The organism is Nonlabens xylanidelens (assembly GCF_002934445.1).
Classification (GTDB): domain Bacteria; phylum Bacteroidota; class Bacteroidia; order Flavobacteriales; family Flavobacteriaceae; genus Nonlabens; species Nonlabens xylanidelens.
In genome coordinates this window covers 149,031-174,341 of record NZ_PTJE01000001.1, presented here as the reverse complement: position 1 = coordinate 174,341, position 25,311 = coordinate 149,031, and the positions used below count along the sequence as shown (strand labels likewise).

The window sequence follows — 25,311 nt, the reverse complement described above, 5'->3', positions numbered from 1 at the left end:
TGAATAGGAGTAGGTGTGGTTTTTTACAAATTTGTAGGAATTATGACTCTAGTGCCTCAATTTCTTGAACTAATTCTACAAACATGGCGACACTTATTTGTTCTGGACGTAGATTAAAGAGTTCTTTTTCTCGCATCTCGTCAGGTAAATTCATTGTTTTTAATGAATTTCTTAAAGTCTTGCGACGTTGTTGAAAAGCTAGTTTTACTACCTGGCGCAATTTTGCATAAGAACAAGGCAGTTGATCATAATCTTCTTTACGTGTTAAAAGCAATACACCACTGTCCACTCTAGGTGGCGGATTAAAAACCTCTGGACCAACAGTAAAAATATACTCTGCATGATAGTAGGCCTGTGCAAGAACAGATAGAATACCATAGGTTTTTGAACCGTGTGGTGCGCAAATGCGCTGTGCTACCTCTTTTTGAAACATACCACCGAATTCTGGAATCTGGTCTCTGTTCTCTATAGTCTTAAATACAATTTGTGTACTTATGTTATATGGGAAATTACCTATAATGGCAAATGAGCGATCTCCATAAATATCTGACAGATCTTTCTTAAGAAAATCTGCTTCTATTACGGCAAATGTTTTATCGTTTACCAGGCCAGCATGTTCTATCGGGAAACTGGTGGTTAAATATTCTACAGACTCACTGTCTAGTTCTAGTGCAGTTACTTTAATATCTTTTCTCAAAACATGTTTAGTAAGGACACCTGTTCCTGGACCTATTTCTAGTACTTGATCATAGCCTTTATAAGTTAAACAGTCGGCAATGCGCACAGCAACAGTGTCATCCTTAAGGAAGTGCTGTCCTAAGTGTTTCTTTGCAGTAACACCTTTGTCTTGCGATGTGTATTTAGGTTTATATTTTGCCAATTTTCTTCTGTTTGAATATGTTTTTAATGGAAATCAATGATTATTTCTAACCTCTACGCACGTTATATTCGTCGATTAATTCTAGCTCTGTTCTAAAGGAGAGAACCTGTTCTCCAAATTTACTGATGCCTTCTTTTCTCAATTCTGCAGCATGATTTTCATAGTAATCCAATAATGCTTCTTTACTGTTTGCCTTATACTGGATAGAAAAAGTACTGTGTCCATCTTTATCCTCTACAAGAACTCTTGTAAATCTAGCGTCCATAAAAAGTCCTGTTCCTAGTACTTTGGCAATGTGTTCTCTAATCCATGGTACCCATTCTGGTTCTAATGAAGAGTGCATGTTACAAGTGACATTATATATGATCATAAATCTGTTGATTTTATACTTAAAAAGCTTTGTCGTTTTCATCACCACGCAACCTGCGATAGCGCCTGCGAGCATCTACAAAGTGAATACTGTCTGCGTGTGAAAATATTATTTTTTCAAAAAGCTCCTTGGCTTTTAATGGGTTTTCTAGGTGTTCTTGATACAATAGGCCTAGTCTGTAAATAGCGTCATCTGCAAGAATACCATCGCTGTAATTATCAATAATAAGCTGGTAATTATCTCTAGCTTTTTCAAATTTGCCATCTATTTCATAAAGCTGTGCTTGTTTTAATAAAGCTTCATCTTCGATAGGGTCTCCTTTGTGATCTAACAGTAATTGATCGTAAAGAGTTATGGCCTCAGATCTTTTATTCTGGTATTGTTTTAATTCCGCTTTCGCGAAAGCTTTTAACGCAACAAACGTCGTGTCTTCTACAGAGTGGTCTGCAATAGTCAGGCTTAACTCCATGGCATCATTTGCGATTAACTTACTGGCAGCGCTGCGCAATACTTTTAATTGAGTCAGACTCCAGGGAAAGTCACCCTGATAATAGCTGGTACGTGCTACTTTAAATTGAGATTCTTGAGCACGCAGGTCGTTAGGTAAGTCGTTTTGTACCTGACTGTAAAATATAAGTGCTCTGTTAAATTGCTCCTGTAGAACGAGTATGTCGGCAAGAAGTATTTTTACATCTGCTTTTTGAAATTTACTTAAATTAGTTTTTTCTAGAGCTATCAATAAATCGCTAGCCGTTTGAGGTTCGTTAGTTTTAAAAGCTAGAAAATCTGCATAGTCCAGTTGTAGTCTAAAAGTTTCTTTGTCCCTACCATAAGTAGTAAGTAGATTTTCATAATCTAATTTAATAGATTCAAACTCTTGAGCAGTAGCTGCGTTTGCACGCAATTTAATTTTTAAACTTTGCGCGATGTATTTAGTACTTAAAGATTGCGTTTCTTCAATCATGTAATCAAGAATGTCCTTTGCAGCTTCTAGATCATTTTCATCTATAGCAGTTATTACAAGATCTCTAAGGTTGTCCATATTAGATTCCTCACGTTTATAGATCGCTTTTTCTTGTATAAATGCTTTTTTAAAATCCTTTTGTTGCACAAATAACCAAGAGAGCAATTGATTATAAATAGGATCTGGATTTTCACGCAAGCGCAATAAAAGCACCTTTCTTAATAATTTGTTGCCTTCATTATCTGGATTATCGGTAACATATTGAGCAAATATAGCTTGTGCTCGAGAGCGGTAAACAGCATTTTGTTCTATTAAGGTCACGTTAGTGTCGAACATCTTTTCTAGATCACCTTGTTCACCATATAATTTAGCTAGTTGATAATTGTAGTTGAGTTTATCGTTGAGAGCCATTCCTTTTTCATAGGACAGTATAGCTTCTTCTAGCTCATTACGCTTTTCAAATCTATAGGCTATTTGATAGGTAAGTTGTGGTAAGGAATCTATAACATGAATCGCTTTTTGGTAATAGTTAGTTGCGATACTGTCTTTGCCTTGTAGCGTTGCATTATAACCACGTTCTATGTAAAATTGCTCTTTGCGAGGGGTGCTTTTTTGTGCAATATCGATAATAGAATCTACACTAGAATAACGTTCTAACTGTTGATATACTTCAATAAGCGCAAACACCGCTCTGGGATTGCGCTTATTTTTATCGTATATTTTTTGATAGATTTTTAATGCCTTATTGTACTCACCTTGATCCATGTAATTTTCAGCAAGTTTAGAATCTTGAGCAAAACTAAAGGTGCAAAAAAGTGCCGTAAAAACTACAAAAAGGTAACGCATAAGGTTTTAAAGTTAATCTATAGTATCAAAACCACAATAAGGAATCAATACTTTAGGAATTTTAATTCCACTCTCTACTTGAAAGTTTTCTAGAATACTAGCAAGAATACGTGGTAATGCTAGTGAGCTACCATTTAAAGTATGTGCCAATTCTGTTCCTTTTTCTCCACTTCTATAACGCAATTTCAAACGATTTGCCTGAAAAGCTTTAAAGTTAGAAACACTACTTACTTCTAGCCATTTCTCTTGTGCCGTACTGTACACTTCAAAATCATAAGTTAGAGTAGAGGTAAAACCTAGGTCACCACCACAAAGGCGTAAAATACGGTAAGGTAATTCTAGTTCTTCTAGAATTTCCTGTACATGTGATACCATGTTATCTAGTGCTGCATCACTATTTTCTGGATGCTCGATACGTAAAATCTCTACTTTATCAAACTGGTGTAAACGATTAAGACCTCTTACATCGCTACCATAACTACCAGCCTCACGACGAAAACATGGTGTATAACCAGTCATTTTAATAGGGAAATCTTTATTATCTAAAATACTGTCTCTATAAATGTTAGTTATAGGTACTTCTCCAGTTGGGATTAAATAAAGGTCGTCCACACCTACGTGGTACATCTGTCCTTCTTTATCTGGTAATTGTCCAGTTCCATAACCACTAGCTTCATTTACAAGATGCGGTACTTGCATTTCTTCATATCCAGCAGCGGTGTTTTTATCTAGAAAGTAATTGATTAACGCACGTTGTAAACGAGCACCTTTCTTCTTATAAACAGGGAATCCAGCACCAGTAATTTTATTACCTAGTTCAAAGTCTATGATATCATAATCTTTTACTAGTTCCCAGTGTGGTTTTGCACCGTCATGTAAAGTAGGTATTTCTCCATGTTGAGATATTACCTCGTTATCTTCATCACTGTTCCCAGCTGGAACGCTGTCTTGTGGTATGTTAGGAATCGTGTATAAAATGTTTTGTAACTCTTCTACGGCAGCATTTAATTGCTCACCTATTTCTTTTGAAGATTCTTTTAAACCAGAAGTTTGTGACTTTAGTTCATTTGCTTCAGCACCTTTTCCAGATTTAAATAAATCTCCTATTTCTTTAGATAGTTTATTGCTTTTTGCAAGAATTTCATCTAGTTGACCTTGTAGGTTACGTCGATTTTCATCTACAGCAATAGCGCTCTCTAATAAAGGAAGTGCATCGATGTTTCTCTTTTGCAATGCGATTGCAAACGCGTCTTTGTTTTCACGTATTTCTGCTATTTGTAGCATGTGATCTGATTTAAAGTATGATGGTAAAATTAGGGATAATCGTTAACATAACGATAGGAACAGCTGCTTAGTTTTTAAGCGTGGGAATTTCTTCATAAAGTGAAGGCAGTAATTCCCTTCTTTAAGGTAGAAAAGCAATTTTGTTGCGTTTCGCTTTCGCGAAAGATAGTTAACAATAGCTCTCGATTATTGGTATGACGTACTTTGAATATATTTTCTCTATTAACACTACAAATACCCAACTCTTATCTTCTCTCAAGAGAAGACGGTATTTTCTCAATAGCATTAATTTACAACTGTAGCTAGTTATTAAGGTTTCCCTTGAGGGAAATGTCCGCATGACAAAGGGTGTTGCGATGCCAGATTTAAATAAAAGCTCTGTTTTTATATAAATGAGACATTATTTACCCTATTAATCCAGTTGTTTTTCTTCATAAAGTGAAGAAGGCATAATCCAAGAATGGTGTTTAAAGTGGCTCCATTCTTCTTGTGTAAGATCTACCGTGGGATCAGTAAGTTGTTTTCTAGGTCTTCCATTTATAGAAACCTTTATGTCAGCATAGACCTCTATTTCTTTACCTTCTTCGGCATAGATTTCTTCTAGCTTTTGTGCAAACTGCCAGATAAAATCAGGTTTAGATTGTACAGAACGTTGTTGCTTTTTACTCAAATACTGGTTTACATGTACAGGCATCTTTTTGCCATTTTCTTTATCTACTACATAAAAAGTACCATATCCAGACCTGCTGCGCAACATCATGCGCCAGCTTAATCTATGTCCTTCTTCTGTCCATAATACATCGTCTTTTATAACCCAGTGTCTTAAGGGTAGTAAAAACATGGTGATTAAAAACGTGACGGTACAAAATAGGATAACAGGTTTTGTTTTAGGTACAATAACCTCTGCTGCGGCATAATAGGCTTTTTTCCAAATCAATCTTTTGTGTAATACCTCGGTGGAGAAAAAGAACAGTAAAAAGGATAGTGCGAGATAAGGGAAAATACCTATTTGAAAAACAATACTATTAAATATATGGAAGAAGATAGAAGCGATAATGGCTATCCATCTTGTTTTTTTCCATAATAAGAAAGGGACGATTAACAAATCAAAGAATAAACCGAAATACAATATCGCCTGATGTGACCAATCGTGTTGTAAAATTTCAAAGGACTTACCTCTTGTGCTCATTAAGTATTTTGCAAAACTACCGTCTAACCAATCTGGGTAGAACTTTGCGATACTTGCATAGGCATAAACGATCCATATAAAGGTAATTATAAAGGCGTAAATCCATCTAGACATGTGCTCTTTTCTATAACTGTCGTCTAGTCTCGCGTCTATGGAGGTAGATCTGTTTGCAGGTAAAAAGATCATGATAAAGTTAAGCAACATAAGTAGGTAACAATGGTTGTTATAACTACTCTTTTGCAATAAATAAACATAAGCCCAGCTTATAGCATAAAATATTATCGCCATGCGGTATTTGTAGCCTACCATAACCATTAAACCAGCGATTCCCATAATCGAGTACAGTACATACATCCAGTTACCAGGCAATGGTTCTAGAAATTCAAAACCTATAAAAGTAAATGTGAAATCTGGCTCTATAAATAATCTTCTCACGGCACCTAAGGCAATGGAACCAAATGCTTCACAGGCTATAAGTAATCCAAAAATCATCCTGAAAAGGACTAGAGCAGTATTGTCTACCTGTGTAAAAAGCCATTTATCCCACTTGCTGTACATAGGCTCTTGTTTTATGCTCGTCTAGTTGCATAGCTTTTACTAGATCGTCGAGATGATTAAATTTTTCTTCTTGTCTCAATCTTTTATGAAAGAATAATTCTAAATTCTTACCATAAAGATCTTCATTAAAGTCTAGGTAATAGGTCTCTATAGTTTGAATAGCTTCGTTAGAGACAGTAGGATTTACACCTATATTAGTCATTCCATACACACGTGTGTCGTTGATAATAGAACTCGTGATGTAGACACCTGGCGCAGGAATAAGTTTATAAGATTCTTTAATCATTAAATTTGCAGTAGGATAGCCTATAGTGCGGCCCACTTGTTTTCCAGTAACTACAGTGCCGTGCATGCTGAAATTGCAGTTTAAATATTTATTGGTTATTTCTATTGCTCCTTTTTCTAAGGCATGTCTAACCTTGGTACTGCTTACAGCAACTTCTTCTACTTCTTTTTTTGAAATTTCTATAACCTCAAAGTCATATTCTTTAGAATATTCTATGAGTTGTTCAATACTAGCAGATCTATTGATTCCAAAACGGTGGTCATAACCTATAACTATTACCTTGGCTTTCAGTTTATCTACTAGAATGTCCTTAACATAATCTATCGCAGTTGTTCTAGAAAATTCTTTAGAAAAGGGGTGTATGACGATATTCTCGATACCTTGATTTGCAACTAGATCGACACGCTCTGCGATAGAATTGATTAATTTCAGATCATGATCTGGCTGTAATACCATTCTAGGGTGTGGGAAAAAGGTTAGAAGAAGGCTCGTTAGATTGTCTTCATCAGCTTTCTTAACTACACGTTGCAAGATTTTCTGATGTCCTTGATGCACGCCATCAAAGGTTCCTATAGTTACCACTGCGCCTTTTACAGCTTTATATTTATCAATATTATCGTAGGTATTCAATTCAGAGTTTTCTTTTGAGAACTTGCAAATTAAAATAATCTGCGCATATTTTTATGTTTTTAAGAGCCTTTTAATGAGTGTGATGGTGGTTGCTGTTTCGCTTTCGCGAAAGCGAGATCTATATACACCCATTATTAAGTGTCCAGCTACTTGCCATTGTATTGATTCATGGTGTTAGCTAGTCCTGCGTGAGTGAAGGATAGCGCCATGTCTGCAGTAGTGCTGAGGCGTTCTGGAAGGTCTTTTTGTTCTTCTTTATTCCATTCTCCAAGTACATAATCTACCTGTCTGCCGCTGGAAAAAGTATTGGAAATACCGAAACGTAAACGTGGATATTTAGGTGTGTTAAGTGTGATTTGAGTGTCTTTTAAACCATTGTGGCCGCCATCGGTTCCTTTTGCCTTCATGCGCAGCGTACCGAATGGTAGGTTCAAGTCATCGGTGATAACAAGTATGTTCTCTATATCGATACCTTCTTGTTTCATGTAGTATTTAATCGCTTTACCGCTTAAATTCATGAAAGTGTTAGGTTTAAGCAGGATAACGCTTTTACCCTTGTGTTTAATAGATGCAACGTCGCCTAGTTTTAGAGTTTCAAAACTAGCCTCTTTTAATGAGGCGATTTCGTCTAGTACTTTAAAGCCTATATTGTGTCTGGTCTCTGTGTATTTTGCGCCTGGATTACCCAAGCCTATGATCAAGAATTTCTTCATGGGGTCTTCTTTCTTTAAGATGATAGTGGTTTGAGGTTCACTATTCCATATGTTTTGTAACCATTTAAACATGCTGTAAAAATAAAAAAGCTGCAAGAAATAAATCTTGCAGCTTTTAAGAATATTAAAAAGATACTGATTATTCAGCAGCTGATGGAGCTTCAGCACCTTCGGCTGGGGCTTCTTCCTCTTCCTCTTCTTCATCTGCAACAGCAGTACGAGACGTTTTGATCATACAAACTACTACAGAGTCTTGGTGCATGATTTCATATTCATCTACTCTTAAGTCACGTACGTACTTCTTAGCACCAATTTTCATTGGAGAGATGTCGATTGTGATGTAATCTGGTAAGTTAGCTGGTAAAGCTTTTACTTTTAATTTACGGTTGTTACGACGTAAAACACCACCATTAAGTACACCTCTTGCAGAACCTTCAAGAATAACAGGTACTTCCATAGTTACAGCTTTATCATCAAATATTTGATAAAAATCTGCGTGTAAAAGTAATTCTTTTACTGGGTGCCATTGCATATCTTGAGCGATTGCGTTGAACTGTCCGTCTTTTCCTAAATCGATAACTACAGTGTGTGCATCTGGAGTGTAGATAAGTTTTTTGAACGCTTTTTCTTCTGCTGAGAAATGTATTGCTTCGTCTCCTCCGTAAATTACGCAAGGTACCAATCCAGCATTACGTAGGGCTTTAGTTGCCTTTTTGCCCACGCTTTCTCTTTTAGATCCTAAGATCGTGATTGATTTCATGTTATATATATTTAGTTAATGAAATTACATTATAAAGTTGTCACTGATAGATTCATTGTTTTGCACGCTTTGCATAACGCCTGCAAATAATTCGGCGCAAGATAACACTCTTATCTTATTACTTTGCTGCTTTAAAGGAATCGAGTCTGTAACGATTAATTCTAATAATTGTGAGTCTTCTATGCGTTCATATGCTTTACCAGATAAAATAGCGTGTGTACAAATTGCTCTTACACTTTTTGCGCCTCTTTCCATCATCACATCTGCCGCTTTAGTAAGTGTGCCTGCTGTATCGACCATGTCATCTACTAAGACTACGTTTTTACCAGTTACATCACCTATAAGCTCCATGTGAGATATCACATTTGCTTTCTGACGTTGTTTGTAGCATACTACTACATCACTTTCTAATACTTTAGCATATGCATAAGCACGTTTTGATCCACCCATGTCTGGAGATGCTATAGTAAGGTCGCTTAAATTAAGACTCTTTAAATAAGGTATGAATAAAGAACTTGCAAAAAGATGATCTACTGGCTTTTCAAAGAAGCCTTGTATCTGGTCTGCATGTAGGTCCATCGTTATAATACGAGTTGCTCCAGCAGATTCTAGAATTTTTGCGATCATCTTTGCACCTATTGGTACACGAGGCTTGTCTTTGCGATCTTGTCTAGCCCAACCGAAATATGGTATTACTGCTGTGATGTGTCTCGCGCTTGCGCGTTTTGCAGCATCCATCATTAATAGCATTTCCATTAAATGGTCACTACTAGGTTGTGTAGACCCTATAATAAAGACACGGCGGCCTCTTATAGATTCTTCAAAAGAAGGTTGGAATTCTCCATCACTAAATGTAGAAAAATTTACCTTACCTAAAGTTGCGCCGTACTTGTCTGCTATAGCAATAGCAAGGTCCATACTTTGGCGACAGCCGAATAACTTAGCGTTGTTTAAAGGGTAGTTCATATTAAAATCCTTTAGGTCTTGATTTTAAGGCTGCAAATGTACTTATAATTTTAGAGAAGGCTCTCTAAATAAGAGTCAAATTGTATTTAAAAATAATTTTAATGTATTACTTTTGCCGCTCCAATTGATTAATGCCTCAGTGGTGGAATTGGTAGACACGTTGGATTCAAAATCCAATGCTTCACGGCGTGCCGGTTCGATTCCGGCCTGAGGTACAAAAGGAGTATTCTGTATAATAAGGATGCTCCTTTTTTTTATTTAGAAGCAGATTTTTAAATATTAACATTTACATAACATCACATCTTTTGATTAGATCTAAACTTCTGAAAGTCTTACGGTTTCTAGCAGTTTTTCTTACCGTTGAAATAGCTGTTCCTATACGTTTACTAGAATATTTAATTATAGATTAACATTAGTTGTGCTATTTTAGCTCAAGAAATTATATATTTACCTCCTTTAATCTGAAAATTCAAATAAATCAAATAAGTCAAATGAAACGATCACTTTCAATTTTATTCACGGCAGCCATGACATTAGGTGTTACTGGTGTTGCTTCAGCATCTGCATTAATTCAAGAAGCTCCAGAGGTAATTAAGACAGAGTCTTTCCACCAAGTTTTAAAGAAAAACTTTATTGATGGAGGACCTGGATTCATGGCCATCGTATTAGTATGTCTTATATTAGGACTTGCAGTTGCTATAGAAAGAATTATTTATTTAAATCTTTCTACAACAAATTCTAAGAAACTTGCTGCTGATGTAGAGCAAGCTCTAAAAAGTGGTGGTATAGAAGCTGCTAAAGATGTGTGTCGTAACACAAAAGGACCTGTAGCATCTATCTACTATCAAGGACTTGATAGAGCAGATGAGAGCATTGAAGCTGCTGAAAAAGCTGTCGTAGCTTATGGTGGTGTTCAAATGGGTCAATTAGAAAAGAATGTATCTTGGGTATCTTTATTTATCGCTCTTGCACCTATGTTAGGTTTCATGGGTACGGTAATAGGTATGATTGGATCATTTAACAGTATTGAAGAAGCAGGTACTATGGAGCCTTCTCTTGTAGCTGGTGGTATTAAAGTAGCACTTCTTACAACAGTATTTGGTCTTATCGTAGCGATTATCCTTCAAATCTTTTATAATTATATCGTTTCTAAAATCGATAGTATTGTAAACGATATGGAAGACGCTTCTATTACTCTTATCGATATTCTTGTAGACTATAAGAACGGTAAGTAATTAACCATTACAAAAACAAATCATGGTTTTACATAAAGTATTAAAATACCTAGTTCTTCTTTTGAGCCTTATAGCGATGGGATTCTTTTTCTATACGCTAGCTTTAGGTGATGAAGCAATTGAACTAAATACGGAAGGCAGCCAGGCTGTTACCGTATCGCCATTAATCTATTTGGCTTATATTTCGTTAGCTCTTATCGCTGTTATAGTGATAATCTTTGTTTTCAAAGGACTTTTCTCTAGTGCTGAGGTTTTAAAGAAATCTTTGATTTCTGTTGGACTTCTTGCAGTTGTTGCATTGGTGTCTTATTTCGTTCTTGCAGATGATAGCGTTTTAGATGCGTCTGGCAAGGTTATTGAGTTAGAAGATGGAGAGCTGTTAACTGCTGGAACTTCTAAATGGATAGGTGCTTCTTTATATATGTTCTACATATTAGGAGTAGTTGCTGTTGGAACAATAGTATGGGCAGGAGTAAGTAAACTTATAAAAAAATAAATTATGGCTAGAAGATCTGCACCAGAAGTAAACGCGGGATCGATGGCAGACATCGCATTCCTACTATTGATCTTCTTCCTGGTTACTACCACGATTGAAGTGGATAGTGGTATCGCAAGTAAATTGCCACCACCTCTTCCTGATGAGGTTCAGCCGCCATTAATTAAGGAGAAGAATATTTTCCAAGTAATTGTGAACGCTGAGAATCGTCTACTTGTAGAAGATGCTGACATGGATATCAAGGATTTGACTGCAGCTGCTGTTAAGTTTTTAGATAACGGTGGAGGAACAGATGCTAGAAATGCTTGTACGTACTGTAGAGGTGCTAAGGATCCAGAATCTTCTGATAATCCTAAGAAAGCAATTATTTCTTTAGTTAATGATAGACAAGCGTCTTATAAGATGTATCTAGCGGTGACTAATGAGCTGGTAAGAGCTTATGCTACTCTTAGAGATAGAGAAGGGCAGCGTCTTTATAATGAGACTTATGGTTCTATGACAAAAAGATTGTCGGATTGGCCTGCAACAGAAGTTGAGTCTCCAGAATATGAAGAGCTAAAGGGTAAAATTGATAAAGTGAGAGAATTGTTTCCTAGAAACCTTTCTGAAGCTGAACCTCAAAACAGAGAATAATTATGTCTAAGTTTAAGAAAAAAAAGAGTGGTGAATTGCCAGCTGTTTCTACAGCATCTCTTCCAGATATTGTTTTCATGTTATTATTCTTCTTTATGGTTGCGACTGTAATGAGAGATGATGAACTACAAATTGAAAACAAATTACCACAAGCTAATCAAGTTGAAAAGCTAGCGGAAAAGAAGAAGGTAGTTACTATTTACATAGGTAAACCTAGTCCTAACTTCCAAAAGACTTATGGTCTTACTGAAGTTGTTCAATTAGGAGATAAGATTGCCCCAGTCAGTGATGTTCAAACCTTCGTTAATACTAAGAGAAATCTTATGGACGAAGATGATAAGGATGCGATGACTGTTTCTTTAAAAGTAGATCAGAATTCACAGGTTGGTATTCTAACTGATGTTAAACAAGAATTAAGAGATGCATATGCTCTTAAAATTAGTTACACTTCAGTAGAAGGTGATCCTTTAAAAAACTTAAAGAATTAATAATAAGTTCTTTAATTTAATATTAATAGCCGTTCTTTTTTAGAGCGGCTATTTTTTTGCTTTAACTTTACGGCCTTATCTTTTCATTATGAGATTATTTTTGCTTGTTTTATTGTTTTTAACCGCTTTTACAGTTGTAAGAGCTCAAGATGTTAAACGTTCTGAAAATGCTATTCCTACGGTAGTTGATTCGCTTTATAGAGAAGATCAATTTTATGTAGCTTTATCTTTTAACCTTATTAATAACGAGCCTGATTCTTTTTCTCAAAATGGATTTTCTGGTGGTTTAAGTCTTGGTTTTATTAGAGATATGCCGGTAAATAAACGACGTAATATGGCTTTAGGCGTTGGTCTTGGGTTTTCTACAAATTCCTATAATTCTAATTTGTTCATTGGAGAAGACCCTTCGGGAGCAACAGTTTTTAGTATTCTTGAAGATGAGGATAGTGTAGATAGAAATCGTTTTTACACGAATTTAATAGAGATGCCTATACAATTTAGATGGCGTACTTCTACAGCTACCAATACTACATTTTGGCGTATATATAGCGGTGTGAAATTATCTTACATGTTCACCCATAGAGCAAGCTTTAAAGATGACGTTTCTTCGGTTAAGAAAACTTCTATTCCAGAGTTGAATAGATTTAGATATGCTGCGACATTGACCTTAGGTCATGGTAGTTTTAACGCATTTGTTCAATACGATCTAAATACTTTATTTGACGATAACGCAGTAATAGGGACAGAGCGTGTTAATCTACAGCCGATAAAATTCGGAATTGAATTCTACTTATTATAGCTTTAGTATTCTTTGGTTATGTCGTCATATAACTAAATGCTAATACCTGACTTAAGAGTCCTAATAGAAACCCAAATATTAGCTGATGGCTATTATGTGCCTTCATGCTTAATCGAGATGTAGCTGTAAGACCAGAAATAATGCCTAGCGCTGCAATTTCTATGAGTAGATTAATTCCTAAAGTATAAGATAGCATTATTAAAAAGCCTAATGTGCCACCTGTAGCCATTAAATGAAGGCTTATTTTGTACCTAATAGATGTGAGTATTGTGGCTACTATTGTGGCAATTAAAGTACCTAAAAAGAAGTTGTATAAAGATAGGTGTAAACCGTTGACAAAAGCGGTTCTCAATAGCATGATCAGTAAAATAGCATACACAATTAAAGGTGTTATTCTCTCACCAGTAGTAGATAGATGTACACTTTTTACAATTCCTAAGACCTTCAATATGCTATAGGTAAATAACGGTATAGCAGCGGTAAGAATTACAATTAAATACAGTTGTAATTTGACACTGTCAGCATCACTGTAATAACTGAAGTTAAAATACCATAACGATACTAAGGAAGGAATGAATATAGGATTTACTATATAGCTCCATAGTGTGAGAAACCACTTCATAAGATTCTAGATCTCTTTTCTTAACCTTGCTACTGGTATGTCTAGTTGTTCTCTGTATTTTGCAACAGTTCTACGTGCAATAGGGTACCCTTTTTCTTTTAGCAATTCAGCTAGTTTTTGATCAGTAAGGGGTTTTTTCTTACTTTCTTCTCCTATAACTGTTTCTAGAATTTTCTTTATCTCTCTTGTAGAAACCTCTTCACCATCAGAATTAGTCATTGATTCTGAGAAAAATTCTTTAATCAATTTAGTACCATATGGTGTGTCTACATATTTAGAATTTGCAACTCTTGAAACTGTAGATACATCCATGTTGATCTTATCTGCGATATCTTTTAAGATCATTGGTTTTAAATTACGTTCATCACCTGTAAGGAAATATTCCTCTTGATAATGCATAATCGTAGACATGGTTACAAAAAGTGTTTCCTGACGTTGTTTTATCGCGTCTATAAACCACTTTGCACCATCTAATTTCTGTTTAATAAACATAACCGCATCTTTTTGAGATTTGGTCTTTTCTTTGGCTTCTTTATAACCTCGTAACATGTTAGAGTAATCTCTAGAAACATGTAATTCTGGAGCATTACGACCATTAAGAGTTAATTCTAGGACGCCATCTTTAATTCTAATATTAAAATCTGGTACTACTTGTTCTACTATTCTTGTACTTCCACCAGTGTAAGATCCTCCTGGTTTTGGATTTAAATGCTCAATGTCATCGATAGCGTCACGTAATTCTTCTTCATTGATATCGTATTTAGTCATTATTTTAGAATAATGCTTTTTACTAAATGCGTCAAAGTAATCTCTAATCAACTTTATGGCTAGTTCATTACTCTCTGATTTTGTTTTGCGTTTTAATTGCAGTAGTAAACATTCTTGCAGGCTTCTAGCTCCTACACCTGCAGGATCTAGATCATGAACTACTTCTAGAACTTTTTCTACCTCTTCAACATCGGTATATATGTTCATAGTAAAAGCAAGATCGTCTGCAATGTCTTCAATAGATCTTCTTATGTAACCACTACCGTCTATACTACCCACTAGAAACTCTGCTATTGCTCTATGTTGCTCACTTAGTCTTCTAGTGTTTAATTGCTCTACTAGGGTTTGTGTAAAGGACTTACCAGCTGCATATGGAACGCTTTTATCGTCGTCGTCAGCACTGTAGTTATTTACTTTTGTGCGGTATTCGGGAACATCGTCATCACTTAAATAATCATCAACATTGATGTCGGTTTCTATAGTTTCATTACCGTCGTCATAGTCATCTTGATTAGAATACTCGTCGTACTCGTCTTCAGACTTTTCCTTTCCGCTGTCTAGAGCAGGGTTTTCTTCTAGTTCAGATTTTACACGTTGTTCAAAAGCCTGTGTAGGCAATTGTATCAACTTCATCAACTGTATTTGTTGAGGAGATAACTTCTGAGATAATTTAAAATTTAAAGACTGTTTAAGCATGTTTGTTTTCTAACTATGTAAAAATACTAAAAGCCTATTTGATAAGTGCTAAAGTTGTTAAAATTATAAGTAATCATAGATCATGTTGCTTTTAAATACTTGCTTTAATTAAAAAGTCCCGATTTCTAAATTAGAAATCGGGACTTTTATTAATCTTTATGCTATTTAAAATTCAGCATTTCCAGGAGTACGTGGATAAGGAATTACATCTCTTATGTTACCCATACCAGTTACAAACATTACGAGACGTTCAAACCCTAGTCCAAAACCACTATGTACCACACTACCGAATTTGCGCATCTCTAGATACCATCCTAGTTCTTCTTCAGAGATTTCCATGTCGGTCATTTTCTGTTTTAAGACATCATAACGCTCTTCACGTTGTGATCCACCTACCATTTCACCTATTCCAGGGAAAAGGATGTCCATGGCTCTTACCGTTTCATTTCCGTTTGCATCCTTATCATTAAGGCGCATGTAGAATGCTTTAATTTTTGCAGGATAATCAAAAAGAATTACAGGACATTCAAAGTGCTTTTCTACTAAGTAACGCTCGTGTTCTGACTGTAAGTCTGCACCCCATTCATTAATAGGATATTTGAATTTCTTCTTTTTGTTAGGCTTAGAATTTCTAAGAATATCAATAGCTTCCGTATAAGAAACACGTTTAAAGTTATTCTTACCTATAAACTCTAGCTTCTCACGTAGTGGCATTGGACTACGTTCTGCAGCTGGCTTTTGTTTGTCTTCGTCGGCTTGTCTTTTTTCTAAAAATGCAATATCATCTGCACAATTTTCTAATGCATAATCAATAACAGATTTTAAGAAACCTTCTGCTAGGTCCATGTTAGCATCTAGATCGTTAAATGCAACCTCAGGCTCTATCATCCAGAATTCTGCAAGGTGACGAGATGTATTAGAATTTTCTGCTCTAAAAGTCGGGCCAAAGGTGTATACCTGACCTAATCCCATAGCATACGTTTCGGCTTCTAACTGACCAGAAACAGTAAGGTTTGATTCCTTCTCAAAGAAGTCTTGTTTGTAATCTATGTTTCCTTCTTCATCCAGCGGCGGATTCTTAGGATCTAACGTAGAAATGCGGAACATTTCTCCAGCACCTTCTGCGTCACTACCTGTAATTATAGGTGTATGCGCCTGATAAAATCCTTGTTCTTGAAAATATTTGTGTACCGCAAAAGATAGTGCTGCTCTCACACGCATCACTGCGCCGAAGGTGTTAGTACGCACACGTAAATGCGCTTGTTCTCTTAAGGTTTCTAGATTATGCTTCTTAGGCGATAATATAGTTTTCTTCACCTCTTCAGGGTCTGCAGTGGCAAGTATTTCTATTTTAGTAGCCTGTAATTCTATGCGCTGTCCAGAACCTGCACTCTCTGTAAGTGTACCTGTTACAGCAACTGCTGCGGCAACATTAATTTGATCTAGAAGATCACGATCATAATTTTCCGGCTCTATTACTGCTTGTAAGTTATGTATGGTAGACCCATCGTTTAATGCTATAAATCTATCGTTTCTAAAACTACGTACCCATCCTTTTACGGTTATCTCGATCATACTAGGATCAGACTGGAGTATTGCTGCTATTCTTTTCATTGGTTTACTTGATGAATTCAGTACGGCAAATATAATTTTTATGGGCCGTAAGCACAATTAATAATGATTGTAAATGTGATGGTGTTGGTGTTTATCTCGCTTTCGCGAAAGCGGAACTAAAATCCTACTCTTCTATACCATCTGTATCTTGTGCGATTAATGGAATCGCTGGTTTTTTAAAGGTGCGCTCATTTGCAATACTTTTTTCTAATGAAAGCAACATACTAGGTAGTAATAATAAGTTTGCTGCCATTGCAAAAAGTAAAGTAGCACTTACCAAAGCACCTAACGCTACGGTACCACCAAAGCTGGATGCGGTAAAAGTCAAGAAGCCAAAGAATAAAACGATAGATGTGTAAAACATACTCACACCGGTTTCTTTTAAGGCGCCATAAACTGACTTTTTAATCTTCCAGTCGTTTGCGATCAATTCCTGACGGTATTTTGCCAGAAAGTGTATCGTGTCGTCCACTGATATTCCAAATGCGATGGAGAATACAAGTATAGTAGATGGTTTAATAGGTACGCCTAAGTAGCCCATAAGTCCAGCAGTAATTAATAATGGCAACAAGTTAGGAACGAGTGACACAAAAATCATGCGTAGAGACTTGAACATCCATGCCATGAATACGGCTATAAGCACGATTGCAAGTGATAGGGATAGAATAAGATTGTTGATAAGGTAGTTGGTCCCTTTTTGGAAAACAAGTGCTTTACCAGTTAGGGTTACTTCATAACGTTCTTCTGGGAATATGGTTTTAATTTTCTCTCTTAGGTTTTCTTCTACACGTTCCATGCGATCAGTTCCCATATCTTTCATGAATGTGGTGATGCGAGCATTTTGTCCGGTGCTGTCTACAAAGCTTTTCATTAGAGAGATGTCGTTAGAGCTTTTCTTTACCAGCTTAGACATAGTAACTGCATCATAAGTAGATGGTAGGTCAAAGTACTCTGGATCGCCACCATAATGTGCCTGTTTGCTAAATTTTACAGCAGATACAATGGACATAGGTCTGGACAGTTCTGGAGTCTCAATAATGTGTTCTTCTAGTTTATTAAGTCTTTTAAGTGTCTTTAAGGAAGTTACTTTTTCATTTTTACTCTCGACAAGTATTTCTAATGGCATGATACCGTCAAAGCTTTCTTCAAAAAACTTAATGTCTTTATAGAACTGCATACTTTTAGGCATGTCTTCAATGAGACTACCAGAAACTTTGATCTGATATATACCTATAAAGCTTAAAATAAGAACTACTACACTAGTAATGTAAATAGGAATGCGCTGTTTTTTTACCATGCGTTCATTCCAGTCTACAAATTTGTTGATCCATGTTTTACCTAAGTGTTTTAAGTGACGTTCTTTAGGAATAGAGAGGTAACTATAAATGATGGGTATGATCATTAAACTAAGTAAGAATATGGCGATAATACATATACTTGCTACTACACCGAATTCTACTAACAATTTACTTTGTGTAAAGATAAATGTCGCAAATCCACTGGCAGTGGTTAGGTTGGTCATTAAAGTGGCGTTACCGACTTTAGTAATTACGCGCTGTAAAGATTTTGCCTGGTTACCGTGTTTCTTGATTTCTTGCTGGTACTTATTGATTAAGAATATACAGTTAGGAATCCCGATTACGATAATAAGCGGTGGTATTAATGCGGTAAGCACGGTAATCTCATAACCTATCCAGCCTAAGATACCAAAAGCCCACATCACACCTATAACAACGGTTACTATGGAGATAAAAGTAGCGCGCCAGGATCTAAAGAAAAAGAAGAAAATACCAGAAGTAATAGCTAGAGCGGCCAGTAAAAACATTCCTATCTCGTCTACTATGTTTTGAGAGTTAAGAGTTCTTATGTACGGCATACCAGACACTTTAATGTCTAGCTGATTATCGCTAGCATATTGATCTAGAACAGGTTGAAATTTATCGATTATAAAATCCTTGCGCAGGATAGTATTTACGATATCCTTTTTTATATAAACAGCGGTGCGTATAACGCTATCATTTTCTGAGTAGATTAGGTTTTTATAAAAAGGTAGTTCATTAAAAAGTTTCTTTTTAAATGCAGCTAATTCTTGATCGTTTTTAAGAGGTTCTTGAAGAACAGGTTCTACTATAAACTTTGTGTTATCGCTGTTTTTAGTAAGGTTAGGCAAGTTAGAGGTGGATAAGACCAGCTCTACTTCTTCAAATGTTGCGAGAGAGTCTGCAAGTGCGTTCCAGGCATTGAACCTTTGGTAGTTGTCAAGATTATTGTTTTCAACACCTAGAATAATTAGATTTCCTTCTTCACCAAATTTGTCTAGAAATTTATTGTATTCTTCATTAACAGGATGGTCATCAGGCAGTAAGTTAGCCTCTGTATGAGTAAACTGCATGTATTTCCATTGTGAGGCTAGTGCAATAGTTGCGATAACTATTAAGGCTAGAATCACTTCTCTATTGCGCAGTATAAGTCTAGCGATACTATTCCAAAATCTAAAACTAAATAACTTTTGCATGGCTCAATTTAAGGCGCGCAAAGGTACTTTTAAAAGACGTAATTAAATAAGGAATGAAGACTTAATTATGCTTAAAACACTGTTATAGCTCTAGGTAGAATGTAAACTTGAGGGCGAGGTTGTCTGCAAAATCAGGTAAATGATAGGCTCCATAGCGGTAACTAGCACTTAAACCGAATCCAAAGATGAGTTTATTTAATTCAAAACCGCTCTCTAAATAACCTTTTTCTAAGGTGTTAAAGCTTATGTTTTCATGACGTTGCTCGTTATCTAGATCGCCCCATGCGGCTTTTGATATCAATACCAGTTCTGGTTGCAAAAACGAGAAGATCTTAAATGGAGCAAACCTATGTTTTACCTGTCCTATTAAAAGTTTATCAGAGAAAAACTCATTAAAATACATGGTTTCAAAACTGCGTCTACCAGCTACAGAAAAACGTTGTAGGATCTCATCTTTATTAGGCGCGTTAGGGTAGGCGTGATACAAATGTGTTAAAGGTACTTCTCCAGCGCTGTAATGACCTTCTATCATAAAATCGGTACTAGTTTTATTGGGCCTATTTATGGTGTATTCTGCTTTTCCAGAAACTTTAAGATAATTAAAGTTACTCTCTGCGAGGCCTTTTATTCCTTGTGTGATTTGCCCACTTAAAATAGGGTAACCTCTTGTTATTTCTTGATAACCTTGTGGCGTGCGCATAAACTCGCTTACGGGACTCCATCTAGCGCCTAGAGATATTTCTGATAATACATAATCAGAAAAAGGATCTCCTGTTGGGTTAAATTGGTAATTTGTTGTTTGGGTGATTCGCTTTCGCGAAAGCGAAACCTCACTAATAACAGATGGAAATAATCGTTGTTGTAAAGACATACCATACTGTTTATATAAATAAAAGGTAGGTATGTTGATTAATCTAGGTTCAAAAAGAGAGTAAACCCTTGCATCTGTCAGAAAACTTTCTGCAGCAAACTCGTTGATATCATCTTGTTTATAGATGTTTAACCAGGTGTTTTTTTCTTTGTTAATACGGTAGCCTATTCCTATTTTATGTTTAAAAACAGCATCGTTAGTACCGTAGGCCAGGTATCCATTAATCCTAAATTTTTCACTTAACTTTTCATTAGTTTGCCCGCCTATACCTATTCTAAACGCTTCATAATCATTGAATTTAACTAAGTATTTTAAATCTACATCAAAGAAGCTGACAGGAAAATAACCTACCTTAAATTTATCTAGAGTTTCTAGCTTGCGAGTGATTTTGGACGCTGCGACTATACTGTCTAGATCCATAAATCGAGCAAGCTCTGTGGTAGAAAAGGCGTCATCTCCACGGTATTTATCCCAGTACTGTTCTTGTTGTGTTATAGCGCTGTCCTGTACTTCTATTTTAAGACCTTTTCTACCGTAATTAATTTCTTTATTGGTTTTAAAATTGGAGTTTAAGGCTTCTATTATAAGGTAGAGTTCTTCAGAAGCATTTTGATCATCACCTACTTTTTTTTCTATACCTACTTCTAGTCTTGCACCTAGTATTTCTAATTCTTTTCTAGTTTTCTCTTTTCTTACATAGAGTTTTCTAGAGCTGTTGAACCATAGTGATGTGGTAGGGTCATAAATAAAATCATGATATGCGATAATGTTAAGATCGCCTGTTTTTTTAAAAACAGCCTTTGCTACGCCATTAGTTTGATGATCTATATATAAGGAGCCGTAGAATAATTGTGCTTCTTTCTTATATCTAGGAGTAAAGATGATTTTAGAAACAGGCCTGTCATTAATTATCGTGTCTTTCTCTATTTTAAAATCATATAAAGAAGGAGCCTTTTCATTAAGTGGGCTTATAAACTCTTGGTCAAATATTATGTAGGTGTTGTCATATATATTTTCTGATTGAAAATCTATATTGTAAATAGGGTAGACTGGTTTTTCAAATCCAGGCATGTTTGCCCCAGTGATAACCTCTTTGTAGCCTTCTATGTCATCATAAATGTGTTGTGATGTTTTTTCGGCAAAGAAGACTCCGGTTTTCTTAAGCGTTTTCCTTAATTCTGTTTTTTTATATCCTGGTCCGGTAAGTGCTTCTGGATCTCCAGAAACCTTAAGATTCTCATAAGCATCGTACTTATAGGAATTCAGTTTATGAGTAGGGTCATTTTTTTTTGAAGAGATAAGTACCTTGGTCATTAACATCTCGGCCTCTCTGGTACTTTGCTGTTGTGCAAACATACCTATAGATAAAAGCAAAATAAAAATACCAAAAACTAACTTCATAAAATGATTTGCTTAGAAAGGTTAAAAATAGAATAAGCACAGTTATAAAACTACGGTACTTATGAGAATATTGTGAGCGTAAAAAAACGCCAGTGGTGACACTGGCGTTTTGTTAAATAGATAGCAATCTATTATACTTTCATAATCTCTTGTTCCTTAACAACTAGATGCTCGTCTATTTTAGCAACATATTTGTTAGTTAAGTTTTGCACATCGTCTTCAGCATTTTTAAGTAAATCTTCAGAAATATCAAGTTTCTTAAGATCATTCATAGCCACCTTACGGTCGTTACGGACACCTATTTTTGCTTCCTCACCTTCAGCTTTTGCTTGTTTTGCAAGGTCCTTACGTCTTTCTTCTGTAAGAGCAGGTACGTTTATGATAACGCTCTCGCCGTTATTCATAGGGTTTAAACCTAGGTTAGCATACATGATTCCCTTCTCAATTTCGGTAATCATACCTTTTTCCCACGGCTGTATAGTTAACGTACGAGCGTCTGGAGTAGAAACGTTTGCTACCTGTGATAAGGGCGTCTGGCTACCGTAGTAGTCTACCATTACAGTGCTTAACATGGCAGGAGATGCTTTTCCTGCACGTATACTTAAAAGTTCTTTTTCTAAGTGTGTGATAGCGTTATCCATGTTTTCCTTGGCGCTATCTAGTATAAAATTAATTTCTTCAGTCATCACTAGTATTTTTATAATATGCTATGCAAATATATTGCCGTTTTTACATTTGTACTTTAGTACCTATGTTTTCACCACTCAATAGCTTAATTAAGTTGCCATTTGTGTTCATGTCAAAAACAATAATAGGTAATTCATTTTCTTGACTTAAAGTAAATGCCGTAGTGTCCATTACTTTAAGGCCTTTGCTCAATACATCGTCAAAGGATATAAAATCAAATTTAGTTGCCGACGCATCTTTCTCTGGGTCTGCAGTGTAAATACCATCTACACGAGTACCTTTAAGAATAACATCTGCCTCTATTTCTATGGCTCTAAGAACAGCGGCGCTGTCTGTAGTAAAGTATGGGTTACCTGTTCCACCACCGAAAATTACTACGCGTCCCTTCTGTAGGTGTCTCATCGCCTTGCGACGTATAAAAGGCTCTGCTACTTCATTAATTTTAATCGCAGTCTGTAATCTAGTCGGTACATCAGCATCTTCTAGAGCGCTCTGTAAAGCAAGACCATTAATTACAGTTGCTAGCATTCCCATGTGGTCACCTTGTACGCGATCCATACCATTACTAGCTCCAGCAACACCTCTAAAAATGTTACCACCACCTATAACTATGGCTACCTCTATACCTAGATCGGTAACTTCTTTTATTTCCTGAGCATATTCTGCCAGGCGTTTAGGGTCGATACCGTACTGTCGTTCACCCATTAAGGCTTCTCCAGATAGTTTTAATAAAATGCGATTGTATTTCATAACATAGATGTGTGTGCTGCAAATATAAATGAATTAGAAATCCTATTAAATATTTATTTAGGTATCGCTTTCGCGAAAGCGATATAAGAATAATCATCTCTACATATTAAAGAAACAGTCCTAAATAATAGCAGTCGTTTCATATGTATCTGCGATTTATTTAAATGCTTGGTATTTAGAGTCTGAGATTAAATCTCAAATTCAGGTTCAAAAGCTATCTTTGCAATCTAACTATTTACCTTATGTTCCAGCTGGGAAAAACCATTGTGTCAGACGATCTTCTTGAAAAAGACTTTGTATGTAATCTTACTGCATGTAAAGGAATTTGTTGTGTAGCAGGAGAGGCAGGCGCGCCTCTAGAGCAAAAAGAATTAGATATACTAGATCGTGAGTATGAGAAGATAAAACCTTATTTACGTCCAGAAGGTATTGCGGTTATAGAGGAGCAAGGTACATGGATAGAACGTGAGAATGGAGAGTTAGAAACTCCACTCGTTAATAATGAAGAGTGTGTTTATGCTACTTTTAAAGAAGATGGTACAGCGTTGTGTGGTATAGAGTCTGCTTATAGAGATGGTAAAACGACTTTTTATAAACCTATATCTTGTCATTTATACCCAGTACGTATTCAAGAATATACCGATTTTAAAGCGGTGAATTATCACAAATGGCAAATTTGTGACGACGCCTGTGCGCTAGGTGAAGAATTAGGCGTGCCAGTTTATAAATTTTTGAAAGAACCACTGACCAGAAAATTCGGTCAGGAATGGTATTCAGAATTAGAAGAAATTGCAAAGGATTTTTAGAGCGTTAATTCAAAATCTGCGTTTTCAAAGAGCGTTTTTTATAGTTCTCCTTTTGTGAAACCGTGAATAACTTCTTGTAAAAAATATGCTAACTAGACGTAGGAAAAGTCTTCAAATCGAGGCTCAGTAGTGATGAAATAAGTGATTTAACATTTCTAAATTGAGTAAAAAACCATTCATCGAAACAATATGTTAAATGGCTGTCAGTTAGTTTTTTGTGGTAAATAATTCACAAAAGTTCTATGTTGAAAACTTGTGAAAAAGGCAAATGTTAAAACCTCCATATCGCCTCAAACTTTAGCCATCTTTGTTACTCTTAAGTTTTAAGAAATTAACGAGATAATTAAAGGCCACATGCAGACGACTCCAGAACCTATTTTACAAGAGAATCCAGATAGATTTGTTATTTTTCCTATTCAACATGATGATTTATGGGAATGGTATAAGAAGCAACAGGCATGTATATGGACGGCAGAAGAAATCGATTTGCAAGTTGATATTACAGACTGGGAACAATCTCTTAATTCTGACGAGCGTTATTTTATAAAACACATTCTTGCATTTTTTGCAGCGAGTGATGGTATTGTAAATGAGAATCTAGCAGAGAACTTTGTAAATGAAGTTCAATATTCTGAAGCTAAGTTTTTCTATGGTTTCCAGATCATGATGGAAAACATACATTCAGAGACTTACTCTCTTCTTATTGATACTTATGTAAAAGACGATAAAGAAAAAGATCAGCTTTTTAGAGCTATAGAAAATTTCCCTGCGATTAAATTAAAGGCAGACTGGGCAATGAAATGGATCGATAGTCCATCATTTGCAGAGCGTCTTATTGCATTTGCAGCAGTAGAAGGTATTTTCTTCTCAGGTGCTTTTTGTTCTATTTACTGGTTAAAGAAGCGTGGTTTAATGCCAGGACTTACTTTTTCTAATGAATTGATTTCTCGTGATGAGGGTATGCACTGTGATTTTGCAGTACACCTACATAATCACCACCTAGTTAATAAAGTGCCTAAAGAACGTATCACAGAAATTATTGTGGACGCCTTAAATATAGAGCGCGAGTTCATTACAGAGTCATTACCTGCTAGTTTAATAGGTATGAATGCAAAATTAATGACTCAATACCTAGAGTTTGTAACAGACCGTTTACTAGTAGAATTAGAATGCGAGCCTGTTTATAACGTGACTAATCCGTTTGATTTTATGGATTTAATAGGTATGGAAGGTAAGACCAACTTCTTTGAAAAAAGAGTAGGTGAGTACCAGAAAGCTGGTGTTATGAACAGTACTAAAGAAGATAAAGATTCTATGGATTCTTTTTCTTTAGATGCTGATTTCTAGAGCAAAGCTTATTTAGACCTTACAACTGCAACAGTTGTTCCATTATAAATTACCGAAAATATGTCAAGATATTTTCACTTATGTTAACCCAATTACAAGAGAAAGGGAGTAGAATCCTTATCTCTTAACCCAAATAA

The 25,311-nt window shown here is 35.8% G+C and carries 23 protein-coding genes and 1 tRNA gene; 8 read left to right on the top strand and 16 right to left on the bottom strand.

Going from position 1 to position 25,311, the window contains the following annotated elements; all coding sequences use genetic code 11:
• Positions 1–40 precede the first annotated feature (40 nt).
• The 9 genes from rsmA to LY01_RS00750 form a co-directional block, all read right to left on the bottom strand.
• Positions 41–880, bottom strand: a complete 840-nt coding sequence (gene rsmA, locus LY01_RS00790; protein WP_104513913.1) for a 16S rRNA (adenine(1518)-N(6)/adenine(1519)-N(6))-dimethyltransferase RsmA — start codon at positions 878–880, stop codon at positions 41–43.
• Between the two features lie 46 nt (positions 881–926).
• The gene (locus tag LY01_RS00785) at positions 927–1,250 is read right to left on the bottom strand and encodes a DUF4286 family protein (RefSeq protein WP_104513912.1); all 324 of its coding nucleotides are present in this window, start codon (positions 1,248–1,250) and stop codon (positions 927–929) included.
• 19 nt (positions 1,251–1,269) lie between these two features.
• A complete protein-coding gene (locus LY01_RS00780; RefSeq protein WP_146080352.1) occupies positions 1,270–3,060 on the bottom strand; it encodes a tetratricopeptide repeat protein in 1,791 nt (596 codons plus the stop codon).
• Between the two features lie 12 nt (positions 3,061–3,072).
• A complete protein-coding gene (gene serS / locus LY01_RS00775; protein ID WP_104513911.1) occupies positions 3,073–4,344 on the bottom strand; it encodes a serine--tRNA ligase in 1,272 nt (423 codons plus the stop codon).
• A 412-nt stretch (positions 4,345–4,756) separates the two neighbouring features.
• Complete coding sequence (locus LY01_RS00770) at positions 4,757–6,091, bottom strand: HTTM domain-containing protein (RefSeq protein WP_104513910.1); 1,335 nt, start codon at positions 6,089–6,091, stop codon at positions 4,757–4,759.
• Entirely contained in the window at positions 6,072–7,007 is a 936-nt protein-coding gene (locus tag LY01_RS00765) for a bifunctional riboflavin kinase/FAD synthetase (RefSeq protein WP_104513909.1), read from the bottom strand. Before LY01_RS00765 ends, LY01_RS00770 begins: the two co-directional genes overlap by 20 nt.
• Positions 7,008–7,153: 146 nt before the next feature.
• On the bottom strand, positions 7,154–7,792 hold the full coding sequence (pth, locus tag LY01_RS00760; protein WP_104513908.1) for an aminoacyl-tRNA hydrolase: 639 nt from the start codon (positions 7,790–7,792) through the stop codon (positions 7,154–7,156).
• A 67-nt stretch (positions 7,793–7,859) separates the two neighbouring features.
• The gene (locus tag LY01_RS00755; RefSeq protein WP_104513907.1) at positions 7,860–8,480 is read right to left on the bottom strand and encodes a 50S ribosomal protein L25/general stress protein Ctc; all 621 of its coding nucleotides are present in this window, start codon (positions 8,478–8,480) and stop codon (positions 7,860–7,862) included.
• A gap of 24 nt (positions 8,481–8,504) precedes the next feature.
• The gene (locus LY01_RS00750; protein WP_104513906.1) at positions 8,505–9,446 is read right to left on the bottom strand and encodes a ribose-phosphate pyrophosphokinase; all 942 of its coding nucleotides are present in this window, start codon (positions 9,444–9,446) and stop codon (positions 8,505–8,507) included.
• Positions 9,447–9,579: 133 nt separating this feature from the next.
• Here LY01_RS00750 and LY01_RS00745 point away from each other — a divergent pair.
• The 6 genes from LY01_RS00745 (at position 9,580) to LY01_RS00720 (ending at position 13,097) form a co-directional block, all read left to right on the top strand.
• Positions 9,580–9,661 (top strand) — tRNA-Leu (locus LY01_RS00745).
• A 276-nt stretch (positions 9,662–9,937) separates the two neighbouring features.
• A complete protein-coding gene (locus tag LY01_RS00740) occupies positions 9,938–10,681 on the top strand; it encodes a MotA/TolQ/ExbB proton channel family protein (RefSeq protein WP_104513905.1) in 744 nt (247 codons plus the stop codon).
• A gap of 22 nt (positions 10,682–10,703) precedes the next feature.
• Positions 10,704–11,177 carry a hypothetical protein gene (locus LY01_RS00735; RefSeq protein WP_146080351.1) on the top strand — a complete coding sequence of 158 codons (474 nt, stop codon included), beginning with the start codon at positions 10,704–10,706 and terminating at the stop codon, positions 11,175–11,177.
• 3 nt (positions 11,178–11,180) lie between these two features.
• Complete coding sequence (locus tag LY01_RS00730; protein WP_104513903.1) at positions 11,181–11,810, top strand: ExbD/TolR family protein; 630 nt, start codon at positions 11,181–11,183, stop codon at positions 11,808–11,810.
• A gap of 2 nt (positions 11,811–11,812) precedes the next feature.
• On the top strand, positions 11,813–12,298 hold the full coding sequence (locus tag LY01_RS00725) for an ExbD/TolR family protein (protein WP_104513902.1): 486 nt from the start codon (positions 11,813–11,815) through the stop codon (positions 12,296–12,298).
• 88 nt (positions 12,299–12,386) lie between these two features.
• Positions 12,387–13,097, top strand: coding sequence for a porin family protein (locus LY01_RS00720; protein ID WP_104513901.1), 711 nt, complete (start codon positions 12,387–12,389; stop codon positions 13,095–13,097).
• A gap of 16 nt (positions 13,098–13,113) precedes the next feature.
• Here LY01_RS00720 and LY01_RS00715 read toward each other — a convergent pair whose 3' ends face one another.
• The 7 genes from LY01_RS00715 to pyrH all read right to left on the bottom strand — a co-directional run bounded on the left by LY01_RS00715 (position 13,114) and on the right by pyrH (position 23,021).
• Positions 13,114–13,719, bottom strand: a complete 606-nt coding sequence (locus tag LY01_RS00715; protein ID WP_104513900.1) for a hypothetical protein — start codon at positions 13,717–13,719, stop codon at positions 13,114–13,116.
• A 6-nt stretch (positions 13,720–13,725) separates the two neighbouring features.
• A complete protein-coding gene (gene rpoN / locus LY01_RS00710; protein ID WP_104513899.1) occupies positions 13,726–15,183 on the bottom strand; it encodes an RNA polymerase factor sigma-54 in 1,458 nt (485 codons plus the stop codon).
• A 165-nt stretch (positions 15,184–15,348) separates the two neighbouring features.
• Positions 15,349–16,797, bottom strand: coding sequence for an asparagine--tRNA ligase (gene asnS / locus LY01_RS00705; RefSeq protein WP_104513898.1), 1,449 nt, complete (start codon positions 16,795–16,797; stop codon positions 15,349–15,351).
• A gap of 124 nt (positions 16,798–16,921) precedes the next feature.
• Positions 16,922–19,312, bottom strand: a complete 2,391-nt coding sequence (locus LY01_RS00700; RefSeq protein WP_104513897.1) for an efflux RND transporter permease subunit — start codon at positions 19,310–19,312, stop codon at positions 16,922–16,924.
• Positions 19,313–19,394: 82 nt separating this feature from the next.
• Positions 19,395–21,584, bottom strand: coding sequence for a DUF5686 family protein (locus LY01_RS00695; RefSeq protein ID WP_104513896.1), 2,190 nt, complete (start codon positions 21,582–21,584; stop codon positions 19,395–19,397).
• Positions 21,585–21,715: 131 nt separating this feature from the next.
• A complete protein-coding gene (gene frr / locus LY01_RS00690) occupies positions 21,716–22,270 on the bottom strand; it encodes a ribosome recycling factor (RefSeq protein ID WP_104513895.1) in 555 nt (184 codons plus the stop codon).
• Between the two features lie 43 nt (positions 22,271–22,313).
• Positions 22,314–23,021, bottom strand: a complete 708-nt coding sequence (pyrH, locus tag LY01_RS00685) for a UMP kinase (RefSeq protein WP_104513894.1) — start codon at positions 23,019–23,021, stop codon at positions 22,314–22,316.
• 242 nt (positions 23,022–23,263) lie between these two features.
• On the opposite strand from pyrH, the gene LY01_RS00680 reads away from it, so the two are divergent.
• Positions 23,264–23,827 carry a DUF3109 family protein gene (locus LY01_RS00680; protein WP_104513893.1) on the top strand — a complete coding sequence of 188 codons (564 nt, stop codon included), beginning with the start codon at positions 23,264–23,266 and terminating at the stop codon, positions 23,825–23,827.
• Positions 23,828–24,181: 354 nt separating this feature from the next.
• Positions 24,182–25,174, top strand: a complete 993-nt coding sequence (locus LY01_RS00675; RefSeq protein WP_104513892.1) for a ribonucleotide-diphosphate reductase subunit beta — start codon at positions 24,182–24,184, stop codon at positions 25,172–25,174.
• Positions 25,175–25,311 lie beyond the last annotated feature (137 nt).